General features: G+C 28.0%; 27 protein-coding genes. 9 read left to right on the forward strand and 18 right to left on the reverse strand.

The window, feature by feature from the left end; translation table 11 throughout:
- Window positions 1–642: 642 nt before the first annotated feature.
- Window positions 643–1,428, reverse strand: a complete 786-nt coding sequence (gene dph5 / locus MBORA_RS02235) for a diphthine synthase (RefSeq protein WP_106787292.1) — start codon at window positions 1,426–1,428, stop codon at window positions 643–645.
- Between the two features lie 36 nt (window positions 1,429–1,464).
- On the opposite strand from dph5, the gene MBORA_RS02240 reads away from it, so the two are divergent.
- Window positions 1,465–2,469, forward strand: coding sequence for a class I SAM-dependent methyltransferase (locus MBORA_RS02240; RefSeq protein WP_042691239.1), 1,005 nt, complete (start codon window positions 1,465–1,467; stop codon window positions 2,467–2,469).
- Here the strand turns inward: MBORA_RS02240 and mtnA are convergent.
- The 10 genes from mtnA to mmp3 all read right to left on the reverse strand — a co-directional run bounded on the left by mtnA (window position 2,466) and on the right by mmp3 (window position 13,736).
- Entirely contained in the window at window positions 2,466–3,395 is a 930-nt protein-coding gene (mtnA, locus tag MBORA_RS02245) for an S-methyl-5-thioribose-1-phosphate isomerase (protein WP_042691242.1), read from the reverse strand. The two genes, MBORA_RS02240 and mtnA, sit on opposite strands and share 4 nt — an antisense overlap.
- Window positions 3,396–3,409: 14 nt before the next feature.
- The gene (locus MBORA_RS02250; RefSeq protein ID WP_081738301.1) at window positions 3,410–4,330 is read right to left on the reverse strand and encodes a manganese-dependent inorganic pyrophosphatase; all 921 of its coding nucleotides are present in this window, start codon (window positions 4,328–4,330) and stop codon (window positions 3,410–3,412) included.
- Between the two features lie 506 nt (window positions 4,331–4,836).
- Window positions 4,837–7,488: a transglutaminase domain-containing protein gene (locus MBORA_RS02255; RefSeq protein ID WP_052331718.1), complete on the reverse strand. Its 2,652-nt coding sequence runs from the start codon at window positions 7,486–7,488 to the stop codon at window positions 4,837–4,839.
- Window positions 7,489–7,964: 476 nt separating this feature from the next.
- Window positions 7,965–8,441, reverse strand: a complete 477-nt coding sequence (locus MBORA_RS02260; protein WP_042691248.1) for a hypothetical protein — start codon at window positions 8,439–8,441, stop codon at window positions 7,965–7,967.
- A gap of 86 nt (window positions 8,442–8,527) precedes the next feature.
- Window positions 8,528–9,394, reverse strand: coding sequence for a radical SAM protein (locus MBORA_RS02265; protein WP_042691251.1), 867 nt, complete (start codon window positions 9,392–9,394; stop codon window positions 8,528–8,530).
- A 70-nt stretch (window positions 9,395–9,464) separates the two neighbouring features.
- Window positions 9,465–10,025 carry a methanogenesis marker 17 protein gene (locus MBORA_RS02270; RefSeq protein WP_042691254.1) on the reverse strand — a complete coding sequence of 187 codons (561 nt, stop codon included), beginning with the start codon at window positions 10,023–10,025 and terminating at the stop codon, window positions 9,465–9,467.
- A gap of 18 nt (window positions 10,026–10,043) precedes the next feature.
- Window positions 10,044–11,279, reverse strand: a complete 1,236-nt coding sequence (locus MBORA_RS02275; protein WP_042691256.1) for a methanogenesis marker 15 protein — start codon at window positions 11,277–11,279, stop codon at window positions 10,044–10,046.
- A gap of 1 nt (window position 11,280) precedes the next feature.
- On the reverse strand, window positions 11,281–11,733 hold the full coding sequence (locus MBORA_RS02280; RefSeq protein ID WP_063720172.1) for a methanogenesis marker 5 protein: 453 nt from the start codon (window positions 11,731–11,733) through the stop codon (window positions 11,281–11,283).
- A 16-nt stretch (window positions 11,734–11,749) separates the two neighbouring features.
- A complete protein-coding gene (locus MBORA_RS02285) occupies window positions 11,750–12,217 on the reverse strand; it encodes a methanogenesis marker 6 protein (protein ID WP_063720173.1) in 468 nt (155 codons plus the stop codon).
- The gene (gene mmp3 / locus MBORA_RS02290) at window positions 12,195–13,736 is read right to left on the reverse strand and encodes a methyl-coenzyme M reductase-associated protein Mmp3 (protein ID WP_042691263.1); all 1,542 of its coding nucleotides are present in this window, start codon (window positions 13,734–13,736) and stop codon (window positions 12,195–12,197) included. Before mmp3 ends, MBORA_RS02285 begins: the two co-directional genes overlap by 23 nt.
- A 131-nt stretch (window positions 13,737–13,867) precedes the next feature.
- Between mmp3 and MBORA_RS10785 the strand changes: the two genes are divergently transcribed.
- A complete protein-coding gene (locus tag MBORA_RS10785) occupies window positions 13,868–14,587 on the forward strand; it encodes a thermonuclease family protein (protein WP_063720174.1) in 720 nt (239 codons plus the stop codon).
- A gap of 12 nt (window positions 14,588–14,599) precedes the next feature.
- On the opposite strand, the gene MBORA_RS02300 is transcribed toward MBORA_RS10785, so the two are convergent.
- Genes MBORA_RS02300 through MBORA_RS02310 form a run of 3 tightly spaced genes read right to left on the reverse strand, consistent with a single transcriptional unit; the run spans window position 14,600 to window position 17,213 of the window.
- Complete coding sequence (locus MBORA_RS02300) at window positions 14,600–15,574, reverse strand: methanogenesis marker 2 protein (RefSeq protein ID WP_042691266.1); 975 nt, start codon at window positions 15,572–15,574, stop codon at window positions 14,600–14,602.
- A 17-nt stretch (window positions 15,575–15,591) separates the two neighbouring features.
- On the reverse strand, window positions 15,592–16,710 hold the full coding sequence (locus MBORA_RS02305; RefSeq protein ID WP_042691268.1) for a DUF2117 domain-containing protein: 1,119 nt from the start codon (window positions 16,708–16,710) through the stop codon (window positions 15,592–15,594).
- Window positions 16,707–17,213, reverse strand: coding sequence for a PIN domain-containing protein (locus tag MBORA_RS02310; RefSeq protein ID WP_042691271.1), 507 nt, complete (start codon window positions 17,211–17,213; stop codon window positions 16,707–16,709). Before MBORA_RS02310 ends, MBORA_RS02305 begins: the two co-directional genes overlap by 4 nt.
- 161 nt (window positions 17,214–17,374) lie before the next feature.
- Between MBORA_RS02310 and MBORA_RS02315 the strand changes: the two genes are divergently transcribed.
- From MBORA_RS02315 to MBORA_RS02330, 4 genes are read left to right on the forward strand one after another with little or no spacing between them, the layout of a single operon-like run.
- Entirely contained in the window at window positions 17,375–18,166 is a 792-nt protein-coding gene (locus MBORA_RS02315) for a helix-turn-helix transcriptional regulator (RefSeq protein ID WP_042691274.1), read from the forward strand.
- Window positions 18,166–19,005 (forward strand): helix-turn-helix transcriptional regulator, encoded by an 840-nt coding sequence (locus MBORA_RS02320; RefSeq protein ID WP_063720175.1) that lies wholly within the window; start codon window positions 18,166–18,168, stop codon window positions 19,003–19,005. The genes MBORA_RS02315 and MBORA_RS02320 overlap by 1 nt, the downstream gene beginning before the upstream one ends.
- Window positions 18,966–19,274, forward strand: a complete 309-nt coding sequence (locus MBORA_RS02325) for a winged helix-turn-helix domain-containing protein (protein ID WP_042691277.1) — start codon at window positions 18,966–18,968, stop codon at window positions 19,272–19,274. The genes MBORA_RS02320 and MBORA_RS02325 overlap by 40 nt, the downstream gene beginning before the upstream one ends.
- On the forward strand, window positions 19,274–19,780 hold the full coding sequence (locus MBORA_RS02330) for a MogA/MoaB family molybdenum cofactor biosynthesis protein (RefSeq protein ID WP_042691279.1): 507 nt from the start codon (window positions 19,274–19,276) through the stop codon (window positions 19,778–19,780). The genes MBORA_RS02325 and MBORA_RS02330 overlap by 1 nt, the downstream gene beginning before the upstream one ends.
- Before the next feature lie 34 nt (window positions 19,781–19,814).
- Here MBORA_RS02330 and pyrE read toward each other — a convergent pair whose 3' ends face one another.
- Window positions 19,815–20,342, reverse strand: coding sequence for an orotate phosphoribosyltransferase (gene pyrE, locus MBORA_RS02335; protein WP_063720210.1), 528 nt, complete (start codon window positions 20,340–20,342; stop codon window positions 19,815–19,817).
- Between the two features lie 5 nt (window positions 20,343–20,347).
- On the reverse strand, window positions 20,348–20,581 hold the full coding sequence (locus MBORA_RS02340; RefSeq protein WP_042691281.1) for a PRC-barrel domain-containing protein: 234 nt from the start codon (window positions 20,579–20,581) through the stop codon (window positions 20,348–20,350).
- A gap of 160 nt (window positions 20,582–20,741) precedes the next feature.
- On the opposite strand from MBORA_RS02340, the gene xseA reads away from it, so the two are divergent.
- Window positions 20,742–22,064 carry an exodeoxyribonuclease VII large subunit gene (gene xseA, locus MBORA_RS02345; RefSeq protein WP_063720176.1) on the forward strand — a complete coding sequence of 441 codons (1,323 nt, stop codon included), beginning with the start codon at window positions 20,742–20,744 and terminating at the stop codon, window positions 22,062–22,064.
- An 8-nt stretch (window positions 22,065–22,072) separates the two neighbouring features.
- Window positions 22,073–22,291 (forward strand): exodeoxyribonuclease VII small subunit, encoded by a 219-nt coding sequence (locus tag MBORA_RS02350; RefSeq protein WP_042691284.1) that lies wholly within the window; start codon window positions 22,073–22,075, stop codon window positions 22,289–22,291.
- Here the strand turns inward: MBORA_RS02350 and MBORA_RS02355 are convergent, their stop codons facing one another.
- Both MBORA_RS02355 and thsA read right to left on the reverse strand, forming a co-directional pair.
- Entirely contained in the window at window positions 22,292–23,308 is a 1,017-nt protein-coding gene (locus MBORA_RS02355) for an adenosylcobinamide amidohydrolase (RefSeq protein ID WP_063720177.1), read from the reverse strand. It abuts the gene before it with no gap.
- Window positions 23,309–23,350: 42 nt separating this feature from the next.
- Entirely contained in the window at window positions 23,351–24,964 is a 1,614-nt protein-coding gene (thsA, locus tag MBORA_RS02360; protein ID WP_042691287.1) for a thermosome subunit alpha, read from the reverse strand.
- A gap of 258 nt (window positions 24,965–25,222) precedes the next feature.
- On the opposite strand from thsA, the gene MBORA_RS02365 reads away from it, so the two are divergent.
- A complete protein-coding gene (locus tag MBORA_RS02365) occupies window positions 25,223–25,843 on the forward strand; it encodes a cyclase family protein (RefSeq protein ID WP_042691289.1) in 621 nt (206 codons plus the stop codon).
- Window positions 25,844–25,850 lie beyond the last annotated feature (7 nt).

Genomic DNA, 25,850 nt, shown 5'->3' on the forward strand with positions numbered 1-25,850 from the left:
AAGAAAATTCTCAGGAACAAATAAAAGTAAACATACAAGACTACAAAACAAAGAAACAAGACTCAAAACAGCAATATACAACATCGATAGAGTAGTAAAAATTTTAAATTAGGATTTCAACAAAGTCGTTTTTTAAAAAAGTTTAAATAATATAAGAAATATATGAATTATACGATATGAAGTAATTTTCATATCTATTTAAATATCAATCCAATCTATTATGATCCCCAAAATCAACTGCCAATTGATTAGTGAAGTATAACATAATACTTCCCCATCACCATATTCAATTAAAAATGTTTAACAAATAATAAGATTTCCATTATCAGTTGTTATATTATCAACACGATAATCAGAAAGTATGAAAATCACCACAAGAATAATTACTGCAATAACTACGGTTTATAATAGTTTCACTAATTAATCCAGATTTTGTTTCAGCTTCAAAATCTATTGAATGTTATTAAAAATGCAACCAATATAACTGAACTAAATAAATATATATCCCCTAAATCTGGAAATATAGAACAATATGTTATTACAACAGTGCAAATTAAACAAAAAAATATTTTAAAGTTAATATTTAACTCCGATTAATTCACCTACAATACAAGATTAGTGTTATAATTTAAAAATCAAACATTATTCCAATATATCTGGACTTGCATCAGCTATTTCAACTAAATATTCCGCTTCGACAATATGAAGAGTAGCTGGAATTACAATACAATGAAGAGGACCACCAAAGTCATAATCAATTAAATCTTTGATATAACCTGCTTTTACAACAACATCTTTTGAACCAACACGTGCAATACCAATAGCTAACGTATCCTCAACAATAGCTCCTTCATGATCCAATTTATCTTTAATATTCATTAAATATTCTAAACCTTCATTTATAGTCATATATCTATCTTTATGAGCTTGAATATCAAGTAATACTAAAGTATGTAAATTCATAGCTAAATTTTCTTCAATAACTTCATATGGAGATTTAGGATAAAAATTGTAATCTGGAAATGGAATAGTTGTTACTTTACCAAACTTATAACCTTGTAGACCTGAAATAGCTGGAGCTGAAGATAATATTGAAGATCCATGTATTACTTCATAATTTATTCCTCTTTTTGCACATTGAACTAAAAAATCACTATGAGTAGTTGCTATTAATGGATCACCGCCAGTTATTAATGCAATATCACTATTTAAAGCTTCATCAATAAATTTAGATTCTTCTTCAACTTCAGATCTAATTAAAACTTCAATTTTTTGACCAACCAATTCTTCAATTTTATCAAAATTAGAACCAAATAATCTAGATGTGAAAAATTCAGCATAAATTTTATCAACATTTCTTAAGGCTTCTAATCCTTTAAGTGAAATATCTTTTTCATCAAATAATCCTAAACCCACTAAATAAAACATAATATAATATATACAAATTTAAACATAAATAACTTTATGAAATGTGTAAAAGTTCCATTAAAAAAATTAAATGACACTCGTAGAAGTTTAATGGAAAAAAATCTAATGAATATGAACTATAAAATTAAAACCAAAAACGAATATGGTTTTATAGCCATAAATAAAAATATTGATGGATATGAGATAGTTGATATTGATTTAGATAAAATAAAAAGACATCCAAAAAATATTACAGAATTACTTAAAGATGAATTGTCTGCAGAAGAGATTGAAGATTTAAAAACTTCTTTTGATATTATTGGAGATATTGTAATATTAGAAATTCCTGATAATTTAAATTCAAAAAAATCTAAAATTGGTGATGCTACACTTGAATTTACAAAAAGAAAATCTGTCTATATGAAAAAAAGTGCAATAAAAGGAACAATTAGGATTAGAGATTTGGAATTTTTAAGTGGTGTTGATAATCCAGTTACAATCCATAAGGAACATAACACAAGACTAAAATTAAATGTCCGTGAAGTTTATTTTTCACCTAGACTTGCTACTGAGAGAAAAAGAGTTAGTGACAGCGTTAAAAACTGTGAAAATATACTGGATATGTTTTGTGGAATCGGATCGTTTCCAATTGTGATTGCTAAAAACAATGATGTAGATATAACAGCCGTTGATATTAATGATGTAGCTATAAATTATTTAAATGAAAATATCCAACTTAATAAACTTAAAGGTAATATCACCCCAATTATCGGAGATATAAATGAAGTAAGTAAAATCTTTAATCAAAAATATGACCGGATAATAATGAACTTACCTGGATTAGCTTATAATTTTCTTGACCTTGCAATGAATTTAATTGAAGATGAAGGAATAATTAATTATTATGAATTTTCTGATTCATATGGACAAGGTATAGAAAGGCTAAAAAAAGCTGGAAAAAAATTTAAAAAAGAAGTAGAAATAATAAATACACGTAAAGTTAAATCATCAAGTCCTGGAATGTGGCATGTAGCTATTGATGGGAAAATAAAATCCATTTAAATTGGATCAATGATCCCTTTTTCAGTAATAATACCAGTAACTAATTCTTTTGGAGTAATATCAAAAGCAGGATTTATAACCTCCGTACCCTCAGGACAAATCCTAGCACCACCATAATACCTTACCTCATCTCCATCTCTTTGTTCAATAACTGTATCAAAAATTGAAATTTCATTATCAAAAGTAGAATAAGGTGCAGCTACATAAAATGGAATATTATGATGTTTTGCAGCTAATGCAACCATAAAAGAACCAACTTTATTTACAACACCGCCACGAGCAATCCTATCAGCACCAATAACCACTTTATCAATTAATCCCTGAGACATTAAAAATCCTGATGCTGCATCAGGAATTAATTTAACTGGAATATTTTCTTGTTGCATTTCCCAAACACTTAAACTAGCTCCTTGACCCCGAGGACGAGTTTCATCACATATTACATTAATATTTTTTCCCTGAGTATAAGCTGCCCTAATAACTCCTAAAGCTGTTCCATAATCCACACAAGCCAGTGCCCCTGCATTACAATGAGTTAAAATAGTATCTCCATTATCAATTATCTCAGCACCATACTTTCCAATAGCTCTATTTGTATCCATATCTTCGCGATACATTTTTAAAGCCTCACTTAATGGATCATCGCTAGCTAATATCCTATCAACAGCCCAAAATAAATTAACCGCAGTTGGTCTTGCAGCTTTAATTTCTAAAGCAACTTTATCCAAATTTTCACCATTAATACTGGCTAATGCCATTCCAAATGCAGCAGATACTCCAATAGCTGGTGCTCCCCTAACAGTCATATTTTTAATAGCTACAATCACTTCTTTATAATTGCTGCAGTATATATATTCTAAAGTATCTGGAAGTTTTCTTTGATCAATTAACTTTAATTTATTATCTACCCATTCAAGTGTTTTCATAAACATATACTCCTTTAAGCATTTTCTGTCATAATTGGAACAACTTGTTTTTTACGTGAAACAACACCTTCAAGAAGTGCAGTATTATCCTCTAATTTAACATTATATGCTTTTTCAACTAAACTAGCAGATTCACCTAAAACAATTACTTGAGAATTACTGTTTACAATATCAGTAATCAAAAGCATGAATAAATCTAAGTCTTCTTTTTCAATGATCTTTTTAATACCCCTTTCAAGCTCATCTTTCATTTCTAAAACATCAGAAATGCTTGCAGTATTAACTTGGTTTACAATAGATTTAATATTCTTAAAATCAATTTGTTTTGCATCTAAAGCTAAAATTTCATCAATTGTAAAACCACTTAAATCAGTTCCTGCTTTTAACATATCTAAACCATAGATATTATAATCAATTTCAGCAATTTTTGCGAGTTTTTCAACAGCTTTTTTATCATCAACAGTTGTAGTTGGAGACTTTAAAAGTAAAGTATCTGAAATAATTGCAGATAACATTAAAGTAGCTATTTCTTTTGATATTTCAACATTATTCTCTTTATACAATTTAAATAAAATTGTTTCAGTACAACCTACAGGTTCTGATCTATAAAATAAAGGATAAGAAGTATTTAATGCAATTTTATGATGATCTATGACTTTTAAAATTTGAGTATTTTCTAAATTATCAATAGATTCAGAAGGGCTGTTATGGTCAACTAAAATTACATTAGCTCCATCTTCAACACTTTCAATTAATTGAGGAGCATCAATTCCCAAATAATTTAAAACATATTCAGTTTCTTTGTTTAAATTACCTAATCTACATGCAACTGCATCATCATTTCCCAATTCTTTTTCTAAGTTAGCCATTACTAAACTTGAAGTAATAGTATCAGTATCAGGACTTTTATGTCCAAAAATATAAGTTTTAACCATATTATCTCCCATAAATTCTTATAATTAATAAAATTATATTTTCATAACTATTTAATGTTTTAGGAGAAATAATAATCAAATAAAGTTTTTAAGTTAAAATCCTTTAAAAAAATAAGCAAAGGAAATTAATCCATTATTTTTTAATTTCAATTGTGTTTTTTATTTTTGATTTGCGTATTGTGTTTAGATATTGTATTTTCCTACTTTTGGATTCTTAATTTTTATTGCTGCAATTCCATTTTCTTGTTTTTAGAGAACTTAAATTACCAATAAAACTTCTCATTCAATAGCACCACCATTTGCAGCAGAATTATTAACAAAATAGCAATTATTTATTTTTTCTCCTTATCTACCATTCATTTAAATAAGATTTGATTAAAATGGTTACTAAGTTGTTTATACAAACAAATATATGGATAATGGTTTTATAAAATCCCATTAATTAATCAGTACATTATAAAACCAATCACAAAAGTTTTAAAAAAAGAGATATTAATCCAAAAGGATTAATATGGTAATGTATTGTATATTCCTCTTGGAGTATAAGAAGCAGTATTCCAGTTATTTATTTTATTATAAGTATTTCTACTGCTTGTTGTATCTAAAGCATGCCATGCACCATTTACATAAATTTGAACCCATACATGCCCATAAGTATTTCCACTAGTAAATGTACAGTATCCGGTTGCAAATCTAGCAGATAATCCTGCAGACCTCGCAAGTGCAACTAATAGTTGAGCTTGATCACAACAATTACCTGATTTGGTAATTAATGTTTTAGAAGCTCCTTTTACAGTATTATAATAAAATGAATAATCAATATTATCCCTAACCCATACAAATAATGCATTTGCTTTTGCTTTATTACTAGTTAATCCACTTGTTAGTTGTTTAGCTAATGTAATAATATTATTTGAATACTGCATTTTATAATTAATAGTTACATAATTAGGTAGTTTATTGTTTGTAGCATAATAATCTAAAATTTTTGAAAATGAATTTGCTAATTCTTGATATATTATGTTTCCAACACTAGAAGAAGCATAATTTGGAGCTCTACCATTAGATTTAATATAATTTTCAACATTTTTAGCTAAAGTAAGATAATTTGTTTTAGATAAGTTTTTTGAATTAATAGTATTACCTGAAGGAAAAGTAGGATTAGCTACTTTAATTGCAGTTACAGGAGTGGTTTTTGATTTGCCCAAGTTATCAATAGCTTTACTCATCAAATATAAAAATTCGGCTACTTTATAACTACACTTACCTGCCACTACTTCAGAAGGTAGTTTATTATACTTTGCATAATAATTTTTTAAGGATTTTGCACCAGAAATAATATCTGAAAGGTTTACAGCAATATATTTAGATTTTACAATAAGTTTTGTAATATTTGAACTTGGAGCATAAGAATTATCTCCGGCAAATTGAATATTTGCAGAAAAATTACCTGAATCTAAAATAACATAAAATGAAGCATAACCATTAGATGAAGTAGTTGCAAAATAGGTTTTAGAGTTAACTATTAATTTAACACTTTTACCAGACAAGACTTTACTACTATTATCCATTAATAAAACTTTAAAAGTATGAGCTCCCTCATAAACAGAAGTTCCGCTTTTCCAAATGATAAAATTTGGATTTCTTTCTTTAACTGTTATATTAGTACTACCACTAGCAGGATTTATCTTAGATTCACCGTTAAATGAGTAATCAACAGTATAATTACCAATAGCTAAATTAATAGGAAGCGATACAATACCCTTACTATCAGTAATTTTTTTATAAGAATTGCCATTTACCTTAATAATCACGGTTCTTTTTTCAATTGGAATATTATTTGCAGTTAAAGCTACTTTAAATTGTGTTCCAGCACCATGACCAAAAGTAGTTGTACTTTTAACAGACAAAGCAGAATTTTTATTAGAAAGAATTATGACTTTATTAGAAGCACTTGATGAATAATAATAATTATTGCCTTTAAAATTATATTTAACTGTATATGCTCCATTAGCTAAATTTGGCAACTTAAGAGTAGCTATACCCTTGGAATTTGTTTTTTTATTATATGTTTTACCATTAATTTTAAATTTAATAATTTTTCCAGAAGGCGGAGCATATCCAAACTTATTAAGTAATTTAACTTTTATATATTTAGAATCAGCCTTTAAAAAGACATAAGAATTAGTAGTGAGTTTAGTTGATGATTTTTTAATGACTATAACTTTATTAGTTTTAGTTAAACCATCTTTATTATAAGATATTATTTTATATGTGCCTTTTTTAAGCGTATTTAATTTTAAACCAGCTACACCTTTATTATTTGTTTTTACTTTGTAGGTTTTACCATTAATCTTAAACCTGATATATTTATTGGCTAATGCTTTACCATTACTTTTTAAAAATTTTGCACTAAACTTTTTACCATCACGATAAACTTTAGATATATCACTTGCTGAAACTGTTGATAAAACCTTAACTGTATTTTTTAAAGAATAACCAGTAATAGGATCATATGCATATGCAAAGTAAGTTCCTGGTCTAAGATTAATTGCTAAACTAGCTATTCCTTTATTATTAGTCTTAATAGTATATGTTTTACCGTTAATTTTTATTTTTACATAAGTATTTGTTAATGTTTTTCCTTGTGTAGTTAAAAATGTAGCTATGTATTTTGAACTACCCTTATAATATTTATTAATATTGTTAGAAATTATTGTAGGGAGTACTTTAACATAGCTAGACAAGTTAACACTAGTATAATTTGTGTTTCCTTCATAAAAGATTTGCACTGTATAGAAAGCTGGATTAATGTAAAGTTTTACACTTGCCATGCCATTAGAATTAGTTGTAGCTTCATAATTTTTAGTATCTATTTTAATAATTATTTTTTGATTAGAAATACCTGTACCATTAGAATCTTTTAAAATGATATTATAATCAGATCCATAATATATATTTGTATTTAATACCTCTAATGTAGTATTTGTATTTGAAGAATTAGATAAAACTTCATCATCAAAAGATTTCAGTGTATCATTAAAATCTTCAAGTACCTCATCATCATTTGTTGAAACATCAGATGAGTTATCAGTTAAGTTTTCAGAAAATAAATCTGTATCATTTTCATCATTTGCAGAAATTGCACTAATCGACAAGAAAATCGTCAACACAATAAATATTAATAAATATGTCCGTTTTTTCAAAATAATTATACCTCCATAACATTTCTCTATACTTATTGTATTAATATAACATTATATCAGAAAATACTATATAAAGCTATTTATTTAATAAAACCTCCCAAAATAGTTTAATTTTTAAAAACAAATCTAAAATCACATTAATTATAAGTAATTAATAAAAATTCTAATGATTTATCCTTTAAAAAATTAATATTATCTTAAATATAATTTAAACAAAATGGAATATATGAATTTTAAAACCCTAATTAAAGCTCTTATTAAAATAAATTAACAATATCTAAAATTTTTTATAAATATAAACATACATTAAAAAAGAATTATATCTATAACCAAATAATTTAAAAAGAAACAAGTAAAAAATACTATGTATAAAGAGAAATATTAAAAAAAATAAGATCTAATGCAAGAGCATTAGATTAACCAATAACCTAAATTACAACATCTTCATAAATTTTTTCATCACTAGCTGTAATTATAACCAATTTTTCATTTTTTGCATAGTTAAACATGGATAAATTTGTATCATTAACTAAATAACCGGATTGACCATTAAAAGTAGTTTTAGTTCCACCCAAGTATGCTGCTAGTGAATCATTAGCAGGATATCCATCATATACTGCTACAGCAATAGAAATGACATCCCCCTTATCATTTTGGAATGTTTTTCCATTTGTAGTGTATGAAACACCACTACTAGAATTTGTTTGATTGTTTATTGCATAATCCTTATCTTCTTGAAAACCTGCAGGGATTTGAAAGTTTATACCATCAATAGTGATATTTTTAGCTTCTGCAGTATTATCTCCACCAAATAGGGAACCTAAATCAAATGCAGAAGCCGAACCTAATACAACCATAGCCATCAAAAATACTGATAGCAAGAATAAAACATGCTTATTACTCAATTTTATACCTCCATAAAGTATGTAATACTAATTTTGTAAGTATAAGTAAATAAAGATATAAGATTTAAATTTTAAAAAAAGAAAAATTAGTAATGACTCTGTGGAGTCATTCCTAAATGATGGTCTTCACTTTTTTTACCTGGAATTCCAAATGCATCTGCTCTACATTGAGTACATGCTCTAAATACTGGTATAATTTCTTCAACTTCATCTCTGACTTTTTCCATCATGGAACAATCAGGACGAGGATAATTTTTCAATTTAGCTAATGGAATGAGTGGCAAAATATTCATTAAAGAAGCACCTCGTTTTTTAACTTCTTTAGCAATATCAACAATGTGTTCATCATTTAATCCCGGAATTAAAACAGAATTAACCTTAACAATCATACCATTAGCTGCTGCTTTTTCAACACCATCTAATTGGTTTTTAATTAAAATTTTAACTGCTTCATATCCTTTGTATACTTTTCCTTCATATTTAATGAAAGAATAAATATCAACAGCAATGTCTGGATCAACTGCATTAATTGTTACAGTAACAGAATTTACTCCTAATTCTGCAAGTTTGTCTGCATATTTAGGAAGTAAAAGACCATTAGTACTCATGCATTTAATTAAATCAGGATGTTTTTCAGCTAATTTTTCAAAAAATTCAAAAGTTTCTTCATTAGCTAATGAATCTCCAGGTCCAGCTACCCCTACAACAGAAATAGGACCATCAGCAGTTACATTGTTAATGTGAGTTATTGCATCATCCGGATTCATAACACAACTGGCAACTCCAGGTCTATCTTCTTCATTATTAATATCCCTAGTACAAAAGTTACAAAAGATATTACATTTTGGTGCAATCGGCACATGAGCCCTACCAACTTTATCATGAACTTTTTCATTAAAGCAAGGATGTGCTTTGGTAATGTGTGCAAATCTTGAACCTTTATGTTCATTCATAATATCACTACTCCCCTTTAGTATATAACTCTGTTAATTTCTATTGATACGAACTAATTTATATACTTTTCTAAATACCTCTATTTAATTCATCAATATATTCATTAGCTTTTTCAAGCCATTCATCTTTAATAAGTTCATCTGTAGATACAACTGCAATAATATTCTCAGTAGAAACATCTTTAATGATTTTAAATCCTTCAGGCAATATCCTAAATACAGCATCATAAATTCTTCTTTGAAGATTTGAATGAGGATCATCAATTACAATATGTTCTAAGTTCATTTGATTACCTTTAATTTCAAGATTATACCTAGTAGGTTGATAAATTTCTTCTCTTGAAAATTTCATCCACAATACTTTTAAGATATTAGGAAGATAATTCTCATTTTCAACAAAAATTTTAGTAATATCATTTTCTTTATCATAAGTAAATATTGCTACATCACCAAAATTAACTGCATTGGAGGTCTTCCTCATTTTAATAGCTAAGATAAATACAGGCTCATCAGGATTAACAAAAGCTTTTAAGTCATCTACAGAGGCACCTAAAACCAAATCTTGAAAAATTTGTTTTATAATTATTTCATAAACTTCTGCACCACTTTTATCATAGCATTCGATTAACATACAACCAATCCTATTTATTTAATCATGTCTATGTCCCATACCAGATACTAAAAGTGCTGCTCCAACAGCACCAATATGTTGTGAATATTCAGGGACAATAATATCGATCCCTCCTAAAGTTTCACTTACAGCTTCAACAAGACCAGATATTAAACTAGTTCCTCCTACTTGAATTAAAGGCTCACGAATGTCAATTTCTTGAAGTTGCTGTTCATAAACTTGTTCAGATACAGAATGACAAGCTGCAGCTGCAACATCCTCCTTAGAGCCACCAGCAGCAAGAGTAGTAACAAGGTCTTGGATACCAAACACAATACAATAACTGTTTAACATTGCTTTTCTCCAATCACCTCTAACGGCTAGAGGACCTAATTCAGTAATATCCACATCCAACCTACGAGAAGTCATATCTAAAAATCTTCCAGATGCACCTGCACAAATACCCCCCATAGTAAAATTATCAGGAATACCATTATTAACAGTTATTACTTTATTATCCATACCACCAATATCTAATACAGTAGCTTCACCTTTTTGAGAATCTGCTAAATATACTGCACCTTTTGCATTTACAGATAATTCTTCTTGAATCAATTCAGCCTTAAACTCTTGACCCATTGTAAATCTACCATACCCAGTTGTTCCAATACCATCAACATCATCCCAACCATAATCAGTGCTAGCAAAAGCTTCTGATGCTGCAATTTGAGCTGATTCAATAACATCCTTAGTAGCAGTCCAACCAGTTCCAATAACTTGATTGTTTTCCATCAATACTGCTTTTGTAGTTGTGGAACCAGAGTCTAAACCAAGAGTAAGTCCTTCTTGTTTTTCACGAGCTAAAATACTTCTACGTGTTACAGTTGTAGCTAATGCCTCCATACGGATAAATAGTTCATCTGCTTTTGTTCTTTCTGTAAATGAATATGTAACCACAGGAATACGAGTATTATTCTGAATAAAACGTCTTACTTCATTTCTAACTAAAGCCGCTTCAGCACATCTAAAACAAGTTGCAATAAATACCGCATCAGGTTTACATCTACCTTCAACAATAGCCATTGCTCTTGCAATCATTAATTTTAAACTTGAACTTTGAGCTGAAAATCCAAATTTTTCATAAGATTCATCAATATAATCTAAATCAATTTCTGGAAGAATAATTTCAGCACCAAATTTATTAGCTGCCTTTTCAATCTCTTTTTGAATTCCACTATATTCAGTTCCACATGAAACTAATGCGATTTTAACCATATTATTCCTCCTCACTTTCTTCAAGAGAATCTACAAAATTATTAATATTATTTACCATCATATATGTTTCATCTTGATTAGTAGGATAAGTAAGTTCTAAAATTGGAATATCTTTATTTCTAAGTAAGAAAATTGATAGTTCATTAGTCCTAGCACAACCAATACAACCAAACCCATATGGTGCATTATCTACTATAATAGCTGCTTCTGCATCATCTATAAGTGGTCCAATAATAGACATTCTACCACGAACCCCTGAAGGAACCTCAATAGCAGCATATTTAAGACCCTTAATAGGATCTTCTTCTGTAATATTCATAGGAGGGGAATCAATTTCCGGATCCTTAATTTTTTTCCTAATTTGTTTTTGAAGAACTAAAGGAGTATGACCTTTCCTTTCAATTAAATCTGCCAACACTAATGAGTTTGGAGGATAAATAGCTATATTCACCATATTTTTCACCTATCATCTATTTTTTATCTAAAACTTCATTCATAATAGCTTTAAATTCGTCAACGTCAATTGGTTTTTTTTCTTCAACTTCCACTTCTTTTGGATTTTCTAAAGCTTCAGAAACAAAACCTAAAATTTTATATTCTTTTTCCATTTGATGGAAACCTTCTCTAGGTCCAAATCTATGACCCCTACATCTCCTAGGATCACCTGGAGCAAAACCTCTCTCTTTAGTAAAAATATGATTTGGATCTAATTTTCTTACTTCCTTAATGGCTTTATAAACATCTGCAGATTTACCACTAATCATAGCTCCATAACAAGTATTTTTAACTGTTAATGGCAAATCTAACATGTGAAACTCATGTGCCACTTCTGCTTCACTTACATGAGCTCCCGGACCAATAAAAATCATACGAGTAATAACATCAGGGTCCCAATCCTCCTTACCCAATTTCGGACTAATACATAGATTCTGTGACATAAACTACAACTCCTTCTTTAATCTTTTCTAGTCTTTTAGGATCTGAAACAATCTTTCCAACCATATTAGTTGCATTAAATGATTCAGCAGTTGGTCCAAATTCCTTATTATCTTCAAATCGTACACCAATTAAACCAGCACTTTTTGATGCCATATTCGTAATACCAATTGTGCATGAAGGAACAATATCTGTCGGATTGTTTTCAGGAATAAGACCTTTAGCTAACTTCTTATCACCCTCAAAAATGAGAATGTGCATACCAGGTACTGAAAAATGAACTTTAATACTTCCAATTGGATTTTCTAAAAGTCCTGATAAGAATTTAAAGTATTTTACAGACCTTGGAGCATTTTCCGTGAATTTAATTTCGCATAAATCCTCTTTATTAATTGCTTTAGTTACAACTTTACCTTCTCTTAAAATATCAATTGTATGTTTCGGTGATTGCTCAACAATTAAAGCATCATCTGCCACTACCCCCTCACGAATCTGCTCAACACCTGCCGCATTTAATAATGCTTCAGCACCTGCTTGTGAATGATTTAATAATAATAACCTTTGTTGCTCTGATTTAACTGTAATATATTCATTTTCCCTTGCACAATCAATAAGTTCCATTCCATGAACAACTTGCCCAACAGTCGTGTGATTTGGAGTTAAAACCCGATTTTGCCTATAAATGTAAAGTCTTCCAACACCTTTACCATCATTTCTAATGGTCATTGTTCCCCTATTTCTTAGTGTTGTATTTTCTTTAGGTTTTTTAATTCCTTCTAATTCATAAAAACCTGCAAAAGATTCACTATCATAGTCAACTTGGATTTTACCAGATTCAACAATAGAAAACAAATGTTCAACACAAACTGGCGAGTTTTCATCAATATCAAATGAAATATAAGTAAATAGTTCGTTCCCCTCTTCTAAAATAACATTTAAATCAGACACAGAAGCACTATCAGTAGTTGTGCTTCTTTCAACTATTGGTTCAATAGCTGTTATTCTATCATCATCAGTTAGAGAATTTAAAGTTTTTTTACCACCAATAATTTTTGCAAAAATACCTTTATTGAATGGAGGAACCGCATATACATTAGTAGTATTTTCTTTAAGCATGATTAAATGAGTAGATTCATTACTAAAACTAGATAAACTTAAAACAACATCTCCCTCAAAATATTTATGTTCATCAGAAGTAGGTTCTAACTCAGTTACAATAGGACCAATAGCTACTTCATTTGGAGTAGACCATCTAATAGACAAATCAACAAATTCTTCATACTTATTTTTCCAAACATCAACTAAAGGTTTCGCCTCTTCAGATTCATCTAATTGTATAATAATTGAACCTATATTAGTCTTAATTTTATATTTGCTAATATTTTTCTCCAGCTCTTCTTTGCCTTTTATCAAACAAACAATACTGTTAGGAGAATAAGGAGCATTAGTTTTATCAATTACATCTCTAATTGAAGAACCCTCTGCCACATCAATTTCTTCCCCATTAATTTTGATTAACATACAATCTCCTAATAACTAATTTTTAATAAATATAAATATACCTTTGATAGTATAAAATAGTTACATATTTAATTCGTAAAAACAAAAATATAATTAAACACAAAATACTAATAATAAATAGGAGGATAATAATGAAAATTGAAAAAAAACATATCTTAATTATCATTGGAGTATTAATGATTGTATGTGCCATTTCAGCCGTTGATGCCTATACTGGAACTGGATTTTCACATGACATTCCTTTATCAAAGTATAGTGACAGTTCTTATAAAAATATTTTAGATAAGTATAATGATACTGAATGTGAAGCTGAAGTAAGTGGAATATGCACAAGAGTTGTTGATGGAGATACAATTTATGTAGATGGTGTTGGAAAAGTACGTTTTGTTGGAGTAAATACTCCTGAAAATGGTGTTGAAGGTGGAGATGTATCTAAATACTTTGTTCAAAAACTATGTATGAATCAAGAAGTAGGATTAGATATTGATGATTCTAAACAACAAGACAAGTATGGGAGAACCTTAGCTGTTGTTATTATTGATGATAAAAATTTAAATGAAATGCTTTTAAAAGAAGGTCTTGCAGAAATAATGTACATTCCTCCAAGTGAATTTGATCCATATTCTTGGAGTAATGGAAGTACAGATATAAATGAGCATGCTCATTCTAAATCAACTGATACATCATCAGATAGTTCTGGAAAATATGTAGCTAGCATGAATTCAGATAAATTCCATAAACCTAGCTGTAGATGGGCAGAAAAAATATATGAGCAAAATAAAATTTCATTTAATTCAAGAGAATCAGCAATAAATAATGGATATCAACCTTGTAAAGTTTGTAATCCTTAAAAAATAATTAAATCATTTAAACAAGAAAATTGGATTATTTTCTTGATTAAATACTTCTATTTTTTTATCATCATATTTTAAATAAAGCGAAGAGCCGGAAGTTATCTCACCAACGACATTAGCAACAATTGAATACTTAGATAAGTACTCTTTTATATAATTACAATTCTTCTCATCTGCAGTGAAAACAAAACCTGAACCTGGATATGATTTTAACCAATTTTCCCACTCAACAGAATCATTTTTAGGAATTTCTTCTAGATTAACAATAGCTCCTTTTTTAGATGTTTCTAAAAGCATTTCCAAAGTTCCAATAATACCCGGATTTGAAATATCTTTTCCAGATTTAATGTAATCTTTTTCAGCTAAATACTGAACTGCAGAAATCTGATCCTGAACTAATTGTTTATCTTTATCATAAGTAGTATCCCAATTTAGAGAAAACATTTCATGAGATTTGCCATCTAAATCAATAGCTACTATAATCTTATCACCAACTTCTGCAGAAAAACTAGTAATTAGCTTATCTTTTTGAGCAATACCTACAATAGCTACACCTAATGAATCACAATCCCCATCAGGATGCAAATGCCCTCCAACCATTGGAACACCAAATTTTAAGCAACCATCTTTAATTCCTTTTAACAACTCTTCATAAATTTCATCATTGCTAATAGACATTATATTTACCATAGCTAATGGTTTACCCCCCATTGCAGCAATATCATTGACATTCACCAAAACAGAACAATATCCAGCCCAATAAGGATTAACATTCATTATTTTTCCCCATATACCATCAGCAGCTACTAAAATAACTTGATTATTTCCAATATCAATAGCTGAAGCATCATCACCAATATCAATAACAACGTCCCCTGAAACATTGTATGCATCGCCTAAAAGAGAAATAACATTATCAATGGAACTTTTACGAGAAACCCCTTCAAATTCTTGAATTGATTTTACAAGTTTTTCAAAATCCAAAAAAACACATCCATTTATTAGTAATAGTTAATTTTATATTTACAATTAATATCTTTTATTATTTTAATAATTTCTAATTTAATATCATCTATACCCTCAAATGTATAAATAATCTGTTTATTATCGAATAACTTTTTATTGATTTTGCGACCAACAATATCATCAAATCCACTTTCAAGTTCAAAAATAATGGAATTTTTTGTTTTAAATCCATTTTCAACCACTTTATCTAAATCTCCATCTGTAATTCCAACAATTGGAATATTAAACCTATATAAAATATCTGATGAAATCAATGTTGTATCATCACCAATCGTGATTACTAAGTTACAATCCCTAAATTTATACACATCTTCACCAGCATGGTCAAGAAAAGCTACTTTAAAATTATCTAATTTATTATTTCCAATAATACGAGGTTTAACTTTAGATTTTCTTAAAAGACCAGTTTTTATAATTGCATTACTTAAATCAACCCTTCCTAATTTTTCAAGGCCGTGTTCTTTAAGTTCACCTCCAACAATATCAACAATATATCCATCTTTAGCTATAAGTTTAAGTTTATCCGAATTAGTTTTTCCAATAACAACACTATTGACCATTATATTTTCAAAAGGACTTACACCATGGACAATTCTTTCAACCTGAGTATTTAAATCCCCATCATTTTTTATATGCATATTAAAAATCTCTTCTGGTTTCACAATAGCTAAATTTAATTTATTAGCTATTTCAAAAGCTAATTTACAATCACTATTCCAATTAATGACACTGCCATCAACCTCACCTGGTCTTTCAATTTGAATTATAGGAATGTTATTTTTATTAATTTTGTTTTTATAATGACTATAAACTTTATATCCAAAAACATGACCTGTCGCATCAGATTTTCCATAATTTAATAAAAATATTACATCAACATCATTATCATTAAACATTTTTAAAGAATCACTTGGAACTAATTTTCTAGAAATATCAATAATATTTTCTAAAGATGCATCTATTACTGCAGTTCTGCCCATTGTTCCACCTAACCTTGCAGATACCTTCCCATAATTAGATAATAATTCAATTAATTTAATTGCATAACCAGAATCAATAATATTAGGACCATGAACTACAACACCAATTTTCATTTATTCACCCTAATTCTTTTCTTAAATATTTTAGATCCACATACCTCACAATCATCAAAAGGATAATCTTCACTATATTGTTTTTTACAACCACTACATACTTTTTTCCAATTGTATATTTCCTTAATTCCCTGTGTAATAATCCCAGAATAGGGAACTTTCATTATTTTTAAAGTATTTTGAATAGTATAATCATCACTTATGACTTTAACATTTTTACCTTCTTTAAAAAACATGTATGCAAGTGAGATTAATTTTTTATCTGGAAATGATAAACGTAAAATATCACCTGATTTAAATATAATATTATCGACACATTTTATGTATTTTGTAGGTACATCTTGGATAATCAATTTTCCATCTTCAAGAGCCATGTCAAAAGCTAATTTAGACTGAAAATCTTTAATTTCAGTTGTAATTTCAGGTACTGTAAAATTATTATTCGAGGTTAATTGAAAGCCATTTATAAAGGCTGATGCATCAAGTACATAAAAAATTTCCATAATTATAGTATTAATTTACAAATTAATAAATCTTAGGAAAAACAACACATTTAAATTTTGAATGAAATTTGAAAAATCTATTTAAATATAATTGTAAAAATTCAATAATATGAAAACCTTACAAAAAATACAAATTTCAAAATAATGAATGAGGTTGTAAAATGAGTGCCGAAAACAAAAACATAACAAATGAAATAAAATTCCTAGCAAAATCAGGAATACGGCTTAAAATTCTAAAAGAATTGAACATGCAGCCGTCAAGTGTAAAAGAATTAGTTAGAAAAACAAATATAACATATAGTTCCATTTCAAGTAATCTAACCAAATTAGAGAAAAATGGGCATGTTATAAAAATCGACAATGCTTTTCATTTAAATTCCATTACTAAAATTTATTTAAAAACTTTAATGGATTTTAAAATGAGCATAGAATTAATAAATGAATTTAATGATTTATGGGATAAACATAACCTTACTCCCATAAACATTAATTCATTGCGAAATATAACTGATTTAAAGGATTCAAAATTAATCGAAGCAACGCCTATTGACATATACCGAACACACAACACCATTAAAAATCACCTAAACCAAACTGCCACCATAAAAGCTATTTTTCCATATCTCCACCCAGATTACCCTGAATTAATTGAAAATACTCTGAAAAATGGTGGAAATGTGGATTTAATAATTAATAGAGAATTATTAAAAGAAATTCTCATAAATATTGATAAAAATTTAAGAAAGGAGAGTGTTAAAAATCAAAATTTAAAAATTTTCTCACATAAACATGAAATAAACCTGTATTTAGCTATATGTGATACAACAATGAATCTCGGATTGTTTAAAAATGATGGAAGTTTTGATCAAAATAGAATCTTAACTTCAAATAATTTAAAAGCAATAAAATGGGCAGATGACTTATTTGAGAATATGAAGGAGAGTATATCATAATGACCAACAGCAACACCAAAAAACAACTTGAAAATGAATTTAAAAACATTAAATACATTTTAACATCAACAATGCGAACAAGATTATTATTAAGCATTTATGAAGACTCAAAAAATTTAGATGATTTACGAAATGAGCTAAACAAACCTTCAGCAACAATATTACATGGCTTAAAAGAATTGGAAAACATAAACTTAGTAAAAAAGGTTCAAAAATACTACCAATTAACCTCTAATGGTTATTTACTTACCACAAATATGCGAAAATTAATCGAAAATTGGTATTCTATAAATAAAAATAAATTATTCTGGAACAATCACGATTTAGAAGATATCCCAGAGGATATTCTTAAAGATATTTATCTCTTAAAGGATGCTGAATATGTAAATTCAACAACAAGTGATTTATCCTATGCATTTAATAATTTCATAAAATTAATTTCAAATGCAAAATCTTTAAAAATGATTCTTCCAATTTATTCTGAAAATCATTTTAAACATATTATAAATCTTTTAAATAATGATACACTAGAAGAATTAGAGTTAATTATAAGTAATGATATTTTTGAATCAATAAAAAGTAACGAATTTTTCAATAAAGAATTGATGAACAACAAAAAAGTTAAAATATTTAGAGTTGAAAAATCCTTAAAATTATTTTTAACATTTTCAAAGGATTTCATGTCACTAACTCTCTTTTTTAAAGATGGACATTATGACGACTCACAAATATTAATCAGTAAAACAAAAAATTCGATTGAATGGTCAAGAAACTTATACGACTATTATAAGGTGATATCATGGAGGATGGAACCTACAACTTCAAAAATAAAGAGTTGAACAATCTATTATTAAACAGAAAAGGTGGTAAAACAACATCCAGGATTATAGATCTTCTTTTTGAGCAACCCTATAATCTAAACCAAATGTCAAAAATTTTAGGTTTAGACTACAATACAATCAATCATCATATTTGTAAACTTGAAAAACTTGAATATGTTGAAAATGATGGGGAAAAATATGGTGCTCTTTACTACCCCAGCAAAAAATTATTAAAACAAAAAGAGTACTATATTAAATTAAATGAAAAAATTAATCTTGTGATATAATGGGAAGTAAAAGCACTAAACAACATCAAAAAGAATCATCTTCAAATTTATCTTGTGGAATTATCACTCTTAGTGATAGTAGAAAGTCTAAAGTTGAGGATTTATCTGGACAATTCTTAACTGAAGAACTTGAAAAAAAATATCAAGTATCTTCTAGAGTAATAATACCTGATGAAAAAGAAGAATTAATAAAAGCTATTGAAAATATGATAGCTTTAAATATTGATGTTATATTAACAACTGGAGGAACTGGACTAAGTAATCGAGATATTACAGTTGAAACTGTTGAAAAACTTTTTGATAAAAGAATTGATGGTTTTGGCGAAATATTTAGACATGAATCTTATGAAGAAATAGGCTCTGGTGCATTATTATCAAGAGCTACTGCAGGAGTTTACAAAAAGACAACAATTTTTTCAATGCCTGGCTCTCCAAATGCTGTTAAAACTGCTTTAAACATGATAATTGATGAACTACCCCATGTAGTTAATCATGCCAAAAAATAGATAATAAAATGATGAATTAACTTTCATCATTTTTTTAATCAAAAAATTCATCGACATTAATTAAAGGTTCTAACTCAATTCCTTCTTTTTTAAAAGTTTCAATAGCACCTTCTTGTCTGTCGACAACAACAAAAGCTCTTTTAACTTTCCCACCATTTTTTTGAATAGCTTTAATAGCTTTAAGAAGAGATCCACCGGTAGTTGTTACATCCTCAACAACAACCACATCATCTCCAGAATTAAGATCCCCTTCAATAAGTTTAGAAGTACCATAACCTTTTTTTTCTTTACGAATCATCAATAGTGGAATTTTAGATTCTAATGAAACAGCAGTAGCTATTGGAACTGCACCTAAAGCTGGACCAGCTACTTTATTTATATTATCATTAGCAATTAGTTTCGTAATTAATTTAGAAATAGTAGATAATATTTCTGGCTCAGTAATCGCCTTTTTCATGTTAATATAATAATTACTTTTTTTACCAGAAGATAAAGTAAAATCTCCTTCTAAAAACACCCCATTTTCTTTTAATAAGTTAATTAAATATTCTTTAGAAAGCATAAGAATCAAATAATATCTTCATTACTTTTAAGTAAAACTTTATCACCAATTGTTTTTACAAAATCTATTGGAACAATGTTTTCACTAGATTTAATTTGTTCAGTTAAACCACTTTTTTTAACAACAATATCCGTAATTTCAAAGGTATTATCATCAATAATGACATCATTAACCTTACCAACGATTTGTATTTCAGCATCAAGTACTTCTTTACCTATAAGATTTTTATTAATTCTCATAAAAAAACACCTAATTTAATTATTTTAATTTCAACATATTTAATTTAATTGTTTTAATTATATTAACAACACCAAGACCACATTATTAACACGAAAATAAAAAATTATATTAAGCACAAAAAAATATTATAATTAATATTAGTTCTCCAATGGTGAAAAAATGAATGAAGATTATATGACAGTATCACAACTTACAAAAAAAATTAAACGCAGAATTGATACTGATTTCCAACTTAAAAATATTTATATAAAAGGAGAAATATCAAATTTTAAAATTAATAAACGAAGCAAACATGGATACTTCACTTTAAAAGATAAAAATACTCAAATAAAAGGAATTATATTCAGTAGAGTTCTAAAAACCCTTAAATTTCAATTAAAAGATGGAATGCATGTTCTAATAAAAGGCAGTGTTGAAATATACGAAGCATATGGACAATACCAATTACAAGTAAATAAAGTTACAGAAGATGGGATTGGAGATTTATACATTGCTTATAAACAATTAAAAGAAAAATTAAACAATGAAGGATTATTTGACAACGAAAAGAAAAAAAATATCCCTAAATTTCCAAAAAGAATCGGTGTAATAACCACCCCTACTGGAGCTGCAATTAGAGACATTATTACTACAATACACAGACGACACCCAATTTGTGAAATATTAATTTTTCCCTCATTAGTACAAGGAGATATAGCATCTTTTAACATTATTAAACAAATAAAAGCTAGTGAAAAATATAATCTTGATACATTAATTATTGGGCGGGGTGGAGGAAGTATAGAAGATTTAAATGCTTTTAATGACGAAAATGTTGCAAGAGCAGTTTATAATTGTAAAACACCTGTAATCAGTGCAGTAGGTCATGAAATTGATTATACAATAATCGATTTTGTTGCAGATTTAAGAGCTCCAACACCAACTGCTGCAGCAGAACTAGCTGTTAGTGACCTAAAATCTATTGAAAATGAAGTTAATCATTATAGTTTAAGATCAAAAAGAGCAATCGCAACACAAATTTTAAAGCAAAAAGAAAATGTAAATAATATTTGTAAAAACCCCATATTAAAAAACCCCTACAAATTAGTTAATACTCATGAAATAACTTTAGATAATTTAGTAAATAGATTAAACCATTTCACAATTAATATTGCAAAAGATAAAGCAAATAAATTTAATCAATTAAAAATACACTTAAATTATGTTCAAAAAGAATACTTAGATAATAAAAAACATGATTTAAAAAAAATTAAAGAAAACTACACTTTAAAAAATCCAAAAATAATTACTCAAAAAAAGAATAATAGATTTTTTAAAAATATAGAAAAATTAGAAATACTTAACCCTTTATTAACTTTAAAAAGAGGATACACCTTAACTAAAATTAAAGGCAAAATTATATCCACTTCAAAAGATGTTAAAAAAGGAGAAGAATTAGAAATTGAATTTAAAGATGGAAATGTAAATACAAAAGTTATTTAGGTGGTAAAATGGAAAATATTAGTTTCGAAGAAAGTCTAGAAAAATTAGAAGAAATAGTTGCAAAATTAGAATCAGGAAATGTGCCTTTAGATGATGCTATTGACGAGTTTAATACTGCAATGACCCTTGTTAAAGCATGTAATGAAAAATTAAATAATGCTGAAGAAGCAATTGCTAAGATAGTTGAAGAGAATGGAGAAGTAATTGATTTTAATATTGATGAATAATCACATAAAATAGCTAATCCAATAATTTAAAAGCTTTTTAATTGAATAGCTATCACAATTCTTTACAATTTTAATTGCTAATTTACGAGCATCCTTTTTTTTAATTAAATTATCATTAATTTCATCAATTAAATTCAAAACTGATGAAGTGATAGCTACATTTTCTTGTTTTCTCGCATCTATTTGAAGTTGGCGAATAAATATTTCTTTATCATCGTCTAAATTATCATAAAACTCATTAATATCTAATTTATATCTATTTAATCTTACTAACACATTAGATTGAGATTTATTTGTAATCCAAACTTGTTTTGAAATTGCTTTTGTAATTGATTCAATTACACACTTAGCTATTAATTCTCCAAGTTTTGAATGTTTACCCGCATTTGTTAAAATGTTATTAGAATCTAAGTTTGAAAAAATAGCTATTCCATCTGTTCCTGTACCTGTTGCATAAAAATTAGAAAACTGAGAAGGTATTCTTAAATTATTTAAAGCTACTGTTTTAGCTTCTGTAGCTGTCATGAATGCTTGTGTTAATGTTTGTGTATTTAATTTTGAATTAATAATTAAAATTACATTAATAGTTCCAACATCAAATTGAAAATTACCATTTTCTTCATAATATGATGCATTATCACCAGCTCTTGAAGCGTTTGTCCTAACTCCTGCTGTGGATATAGCTGTAACGTTTAGTTTTTTAAAATTTTTAGATACGATGCTAACATTATTCATTTTAGCTAATGTTATAAGACCAGTTGATGAATTTGAATCAATATCTAAATAGCTACAATGATTTATTAAGTAATCTTTCACATCATGATTTTCAAGAAAATTCAAACTCTTTTGAGATAAATGGTGATTAAAAACACTTTTAAAATTATCACTAAAACCAGAATTTAACTCAGAAGTCGAAATTCCATTACGATTAACAAGAAAATTAATTAAAATACTGTCTTTTAAATAAAAGATTTCATCACGATCAGATGTCTTAAAAATAATACGATTATTGTACATAAAAAAAGAAAAAAAAGAAAAGAAATTAAAAAATTTCTTAATCTACATCATTGGAGGCATTCCACCCATACCCGGATCCATACCTTCCATATCAGCAGGTGCACTGCTATTAGATGCAATTACATCATCAATTCTCAAAATCATTTCAGCTGCTTCAGAAGCAGATTGAATAGCTTGTTTTTTAACACGTTTAGGTTCGATTACACCAGCTTCTTTCATATCAGTTACTTTACCAGTAAAGACATCTAATCCCATGTAACAACTGTTTTCATGAGCCGCTCTTAAATCTACTAAACAGTCAATACTATCTAAACCTGCATTTTCAGCTAAAGTTTTTGGTACAATTTCTAAAGCTTCTGCAAATGCATTAACTGCTAATTGTTCCCTTCCAGAAATAGATTCTGCATAATCTTTGAGTTTTTTAGCAACAGAAATTTCAGGAGCTCCTCCACCTGCAACAACTTTGTCATCTTCAACAGTAGCTGCTACAACACCAATTGCATCTTCAATAGCTCTTACGATTTCATCAACAATGTGTTTTGTACTACCCCTTACGAACAATGTTACAGATTTAGCTGCACTACATTCTTCTACGAAGATCATGTCTTCACCAGAGATTTTTCTTTCTTCTACAATACCTGCTTCACCTAAATCATCAGCGGTTAAATCGTCTAAGTTAGAAATAACATTAGCACCAGTTGCTCTAGCTAATTTTTCAATGTCGGATTTTTTAACTCTTCTTACTGCTAAAATACCTGCTTTAGATAAGTAATGTTGTGCTAAATCATCAATACCTTTTTGTGCGAATAAGACATTTGCTCCAGAATCTGAAATTTTGTTAACCATGTCTTTAACCATTTTTTCTTCTTGTTCTATGAATGCTTGCATTTGAGCAGGATCAGTTATTCTGATTTCAGCATCTACTTCAGTTTCTTTTACTTCTAAAGGAGTGTTAACTAATGCAATTTTAGCATTTTTGAGGCTGGAAGGCATGCCTGGGTGTACTTTTTCTTTATCTATGATCACTCCTTCAACTAAACTAGATTCTTCAACAACAGCCCCATCTTTTTTCTCGATTTTAATATTATCAGCGTCAACAATGCCGTCTTCTTCAACTTTTTGTACAGCATCGACAATTAATTGTGCTAATGGTTCACGAGCTGCTTCAGTTCCTTTACCAGTCATTGCAGTTATTGCAACTTTTTTCAAGGTATCTCCATCTACAGATTCAATAGCAATATCATCTAAAATTTCTTGTGCTTTCTCTGCTGCTTTTCTGTATCCCATAGCTATGATAGTTGGGTGAATATCAGAGTCAAGTAAACTTTCAGATTTTTTTAATAATTCACCAGCAATAATTACAGCAGTAGTAGTTCCATCTCCAACTTCATCTTCTTGAGTTTTAGCTACTTCTACGAGCATTTTTGCTGCAGGATGTTCGATATCCATTTCTTTTAAGATTGTAACTCCATCATTAGTTACAACAATATCACCAAGTCCATCGACTAACATTTTGTCCATTCCTTTAGGACCTAAGGTAGTTCTTACGGTTTCTGCAAGAACTTTACCTGCTAAAATATTATTTCTTTGAGCATCTCTGCCGACAGATCTATTTGTACCTTCTGGTAAAATAAAAATTGGTTGACCTTGTGCCATTAATAATCACCTTTTAATTTTTTAATTTATAATAGAATAAGTTTAAGTATCAACATAAAAAATAGTTATAGTGTTGAGAAAAACCTTTCTACATATTACTGGGTTTAAGGTTATATAAATATTTTACTATTAATAAAATTAGAAATTATTATTAATAAAAATAGATAAAAAATCTTTATTTTAAAATTAAAGGAATATTAGATTTTAATTACTTAAATACAGTTAAAATTAAAAAATGTATAAATTAATATGATAAACATGAAGTATATTGATTTAACTCATAAAATTACAAATGAAATTAAAGAATATCCTGGTGATCCAAAAACTAGTATTAGCTATTTTAAAAAAGCTGATAATAAGGATAGTTGTACATTATCTAACTTTAAAACAGGACTACATACAGGTACCCACATTGATGCGCCTTTTCATTACATAGAAAACGGAAAGAGCATAGATAAAATTGATATTTCAAAATTTTGTAGTTATGCAAGTATTCATCATGCAGATGTATCTAAAAATGAAGAAATTACAATCGATAAAATCACATTTCCAAACAAATTCGAAAAGATAGTTATAATAATCACAGGAGAGAATAATAATTTTGGTAGTTTTGAATATTTTAATGAAAATCCTTATATCTCAAATGAGTTAGCTGATTTATTAATTGAAAAAAATATTAAAGGTATTGTACTAGATACATGTTCACCAGATAAATTTGGAGAAAATATAATTCATAAAAAATTTTTAAAGAATAACATTTGGATTGTGGAAAATATAACTAATTGTTCTAAACTAACAAAAAATAAATATGAATCCTTCTTTATTCCCCTTAAAATTAAAGCAGAAGCATCCCCTATTAGAGCTTTTGTAAAAGAATAAAATAGGC

It is taken from the genome of Methanobrevibacter oralis, assembly GCF_001639275.1.
Taxonomy (GTDB): domain Archaea; phylum Methanobacteriota; class Methanobacteria; order Methanobacteriales; family Methanobacteriaceae; genus Methanocatella; species Methanocatella oralis.

Coding starts and splice junctions, on each gene's coding strand:
- MBORA_RS02305 (WP_042691268.1), bottom strand. CDS start 16,710: ATGAAAATTGGTGTTGTAGTTCATGGTCCTAATATTATTGATTCTGGT.
- MBORA_RS10785 (WP_063720174.1), top strand. CDS start 13,868: ATGAAAATTGAAAAAAAACATATCTTAATTATCATTGGAGTATTAATG.
- MBORA_RS02355 (WP_063720177.1), bottom strand. CDS start 23,308: ATGTACAATAATCGTATTATTTTTAAGACATCTGATCGTGATGAAATC.
- thsA (WP_042691287.1), bottom strand. CDS start 24,964: ATGGCACAAGGTCAACCAATTTTTATTTTACCAGAAGGTACAAATAGA.
- MBORA_RS02250 (WP_081738301.1), bottom strand. CDS start 4,330: ATGGTTAAAACTTATATTTTTGGACATAAAAGTCCTGATACTGATACT.
- MBORA_RS02365 (WP_042691289.1), top strand. CDS start 25,223: ATGAAGTATATTGATTTAACTCATAAAATTACAAATGAAATTAAAGAA.
- mmp3 (WP_042691263.1), bottom strand. CDS start 13,736: ATGTTAATCAAAATTAATGGGGAAGAAATTGATGTGGCAGAGGGTTCT.
- MBORA_RS02270 (WP_042691254.1), bottom strand. CDS start 10,025: ATGTTAATCGAATGCTATGATAAAAGTGGTGCAGAAGTTTATGAAATA.
- MBORA_RS02280 (WP_063720172.1), bottom strand. CDS start 11,733: ATGGTGAATATAGCTATTTATCCTCCAAACTCATTAGTGTTGGCAGAT.
- mtnA (WP_042691242.1), bottom strand. CDS start 3,395: ATGAAAACACTTGAATGGGTAGATAATAAATTAAAGTTAATTGATCAA.
- MBORA_RS02330 (WP_042691279.1), top strand. CDS start 19,274: ATGGGAAGTAAAAGCACTAAACAACATCAAAAAGAATCATCTTCAAAT.
- MBORA_RS02310 (WP_042691271.1), bottom strand. CDS start 17,213: ATGGAAATTTTTTATGTACTTGATGCATCAGCCTTTATAAATGGCTTT.
- MBORA_RS02325 (WP_042691277.1), top strand. CDS start 18,966: ATGGAGGATGGAACCTACAACTTCAAAAATAAAGAGTTGAACAATCTA.
- MBORA_RS02320 (WP_063720175.1), top strand. CDS start 18,166: ATGACCAACAGCAACACCAAAAAACAACTTGAAAATGAATTTAAAAAC.
- MBORA_RS02315 (WP_042691274.1), top strand. CDS start 17,375: ATGAGTGCCGAAAACAAAAACATAACAAATGAAATAAAATTCCTAGCA.
- MBORA_RS02350 (WP_042691284.1), top strand. CDS start 22,073: ATGGAAAATATTAGTTTCGAAGAAAGTCTAGAAAAATTAGAAGAAATA.
- xseA (WP_063720176.1), top strand. CDS start 20,742: ATGAATGAAGATTATATGACAGTATCACAACTTACAAAAAAAATTAAA.
- MBORA_RS02340 (WP_042691281.1), bottom strand. CDS start 20,581: ATGAGAATTAATAAAAATCTTATAGGTAAAGAAGTACTTGATGCTGAA.
- MBORA_RS02285 (WP_063720173.1), bottom strand. CDS start 12,217: ATGTCACAGAATCTATGTATTAGTCCGAAATTGGGTAAGGAGGATTGG.
- pyrE (WP_063720210.1), bottom strand. CDS start 20,342: ATGCTTTCTAAAGAATATTTAATTAACTTATTAAAAGAAAATGGGGTG.
- MBORA_RS02275 (WP_042691256.1), bottom strand. CDS start 11,279: ATGGTTAAAATCGCATTAGTTTCATGTGGAACTGAATATAGTGGAATT.
- MBORA_RS02240 (WP_042691239.1), top strand. CDS start 1,465: ATGAAATGTGTAAAAGTTCCATTAAAAAAATTAAATGACACTCGTAGA.
- dph5 (WP_106787292.1), bottom strand. CDS start 1,428: ATGTTTTATTTAGTGGGTTTAGGATTATTTGATGAAAAAGATATTTCA.
- MBORA_RS02265 (WP_042691251.1), bottom strand. CDS start 9,394: ATGAATGAACATAAAGGTTCAAGATTTGCACACATTACCAAAGCACAT.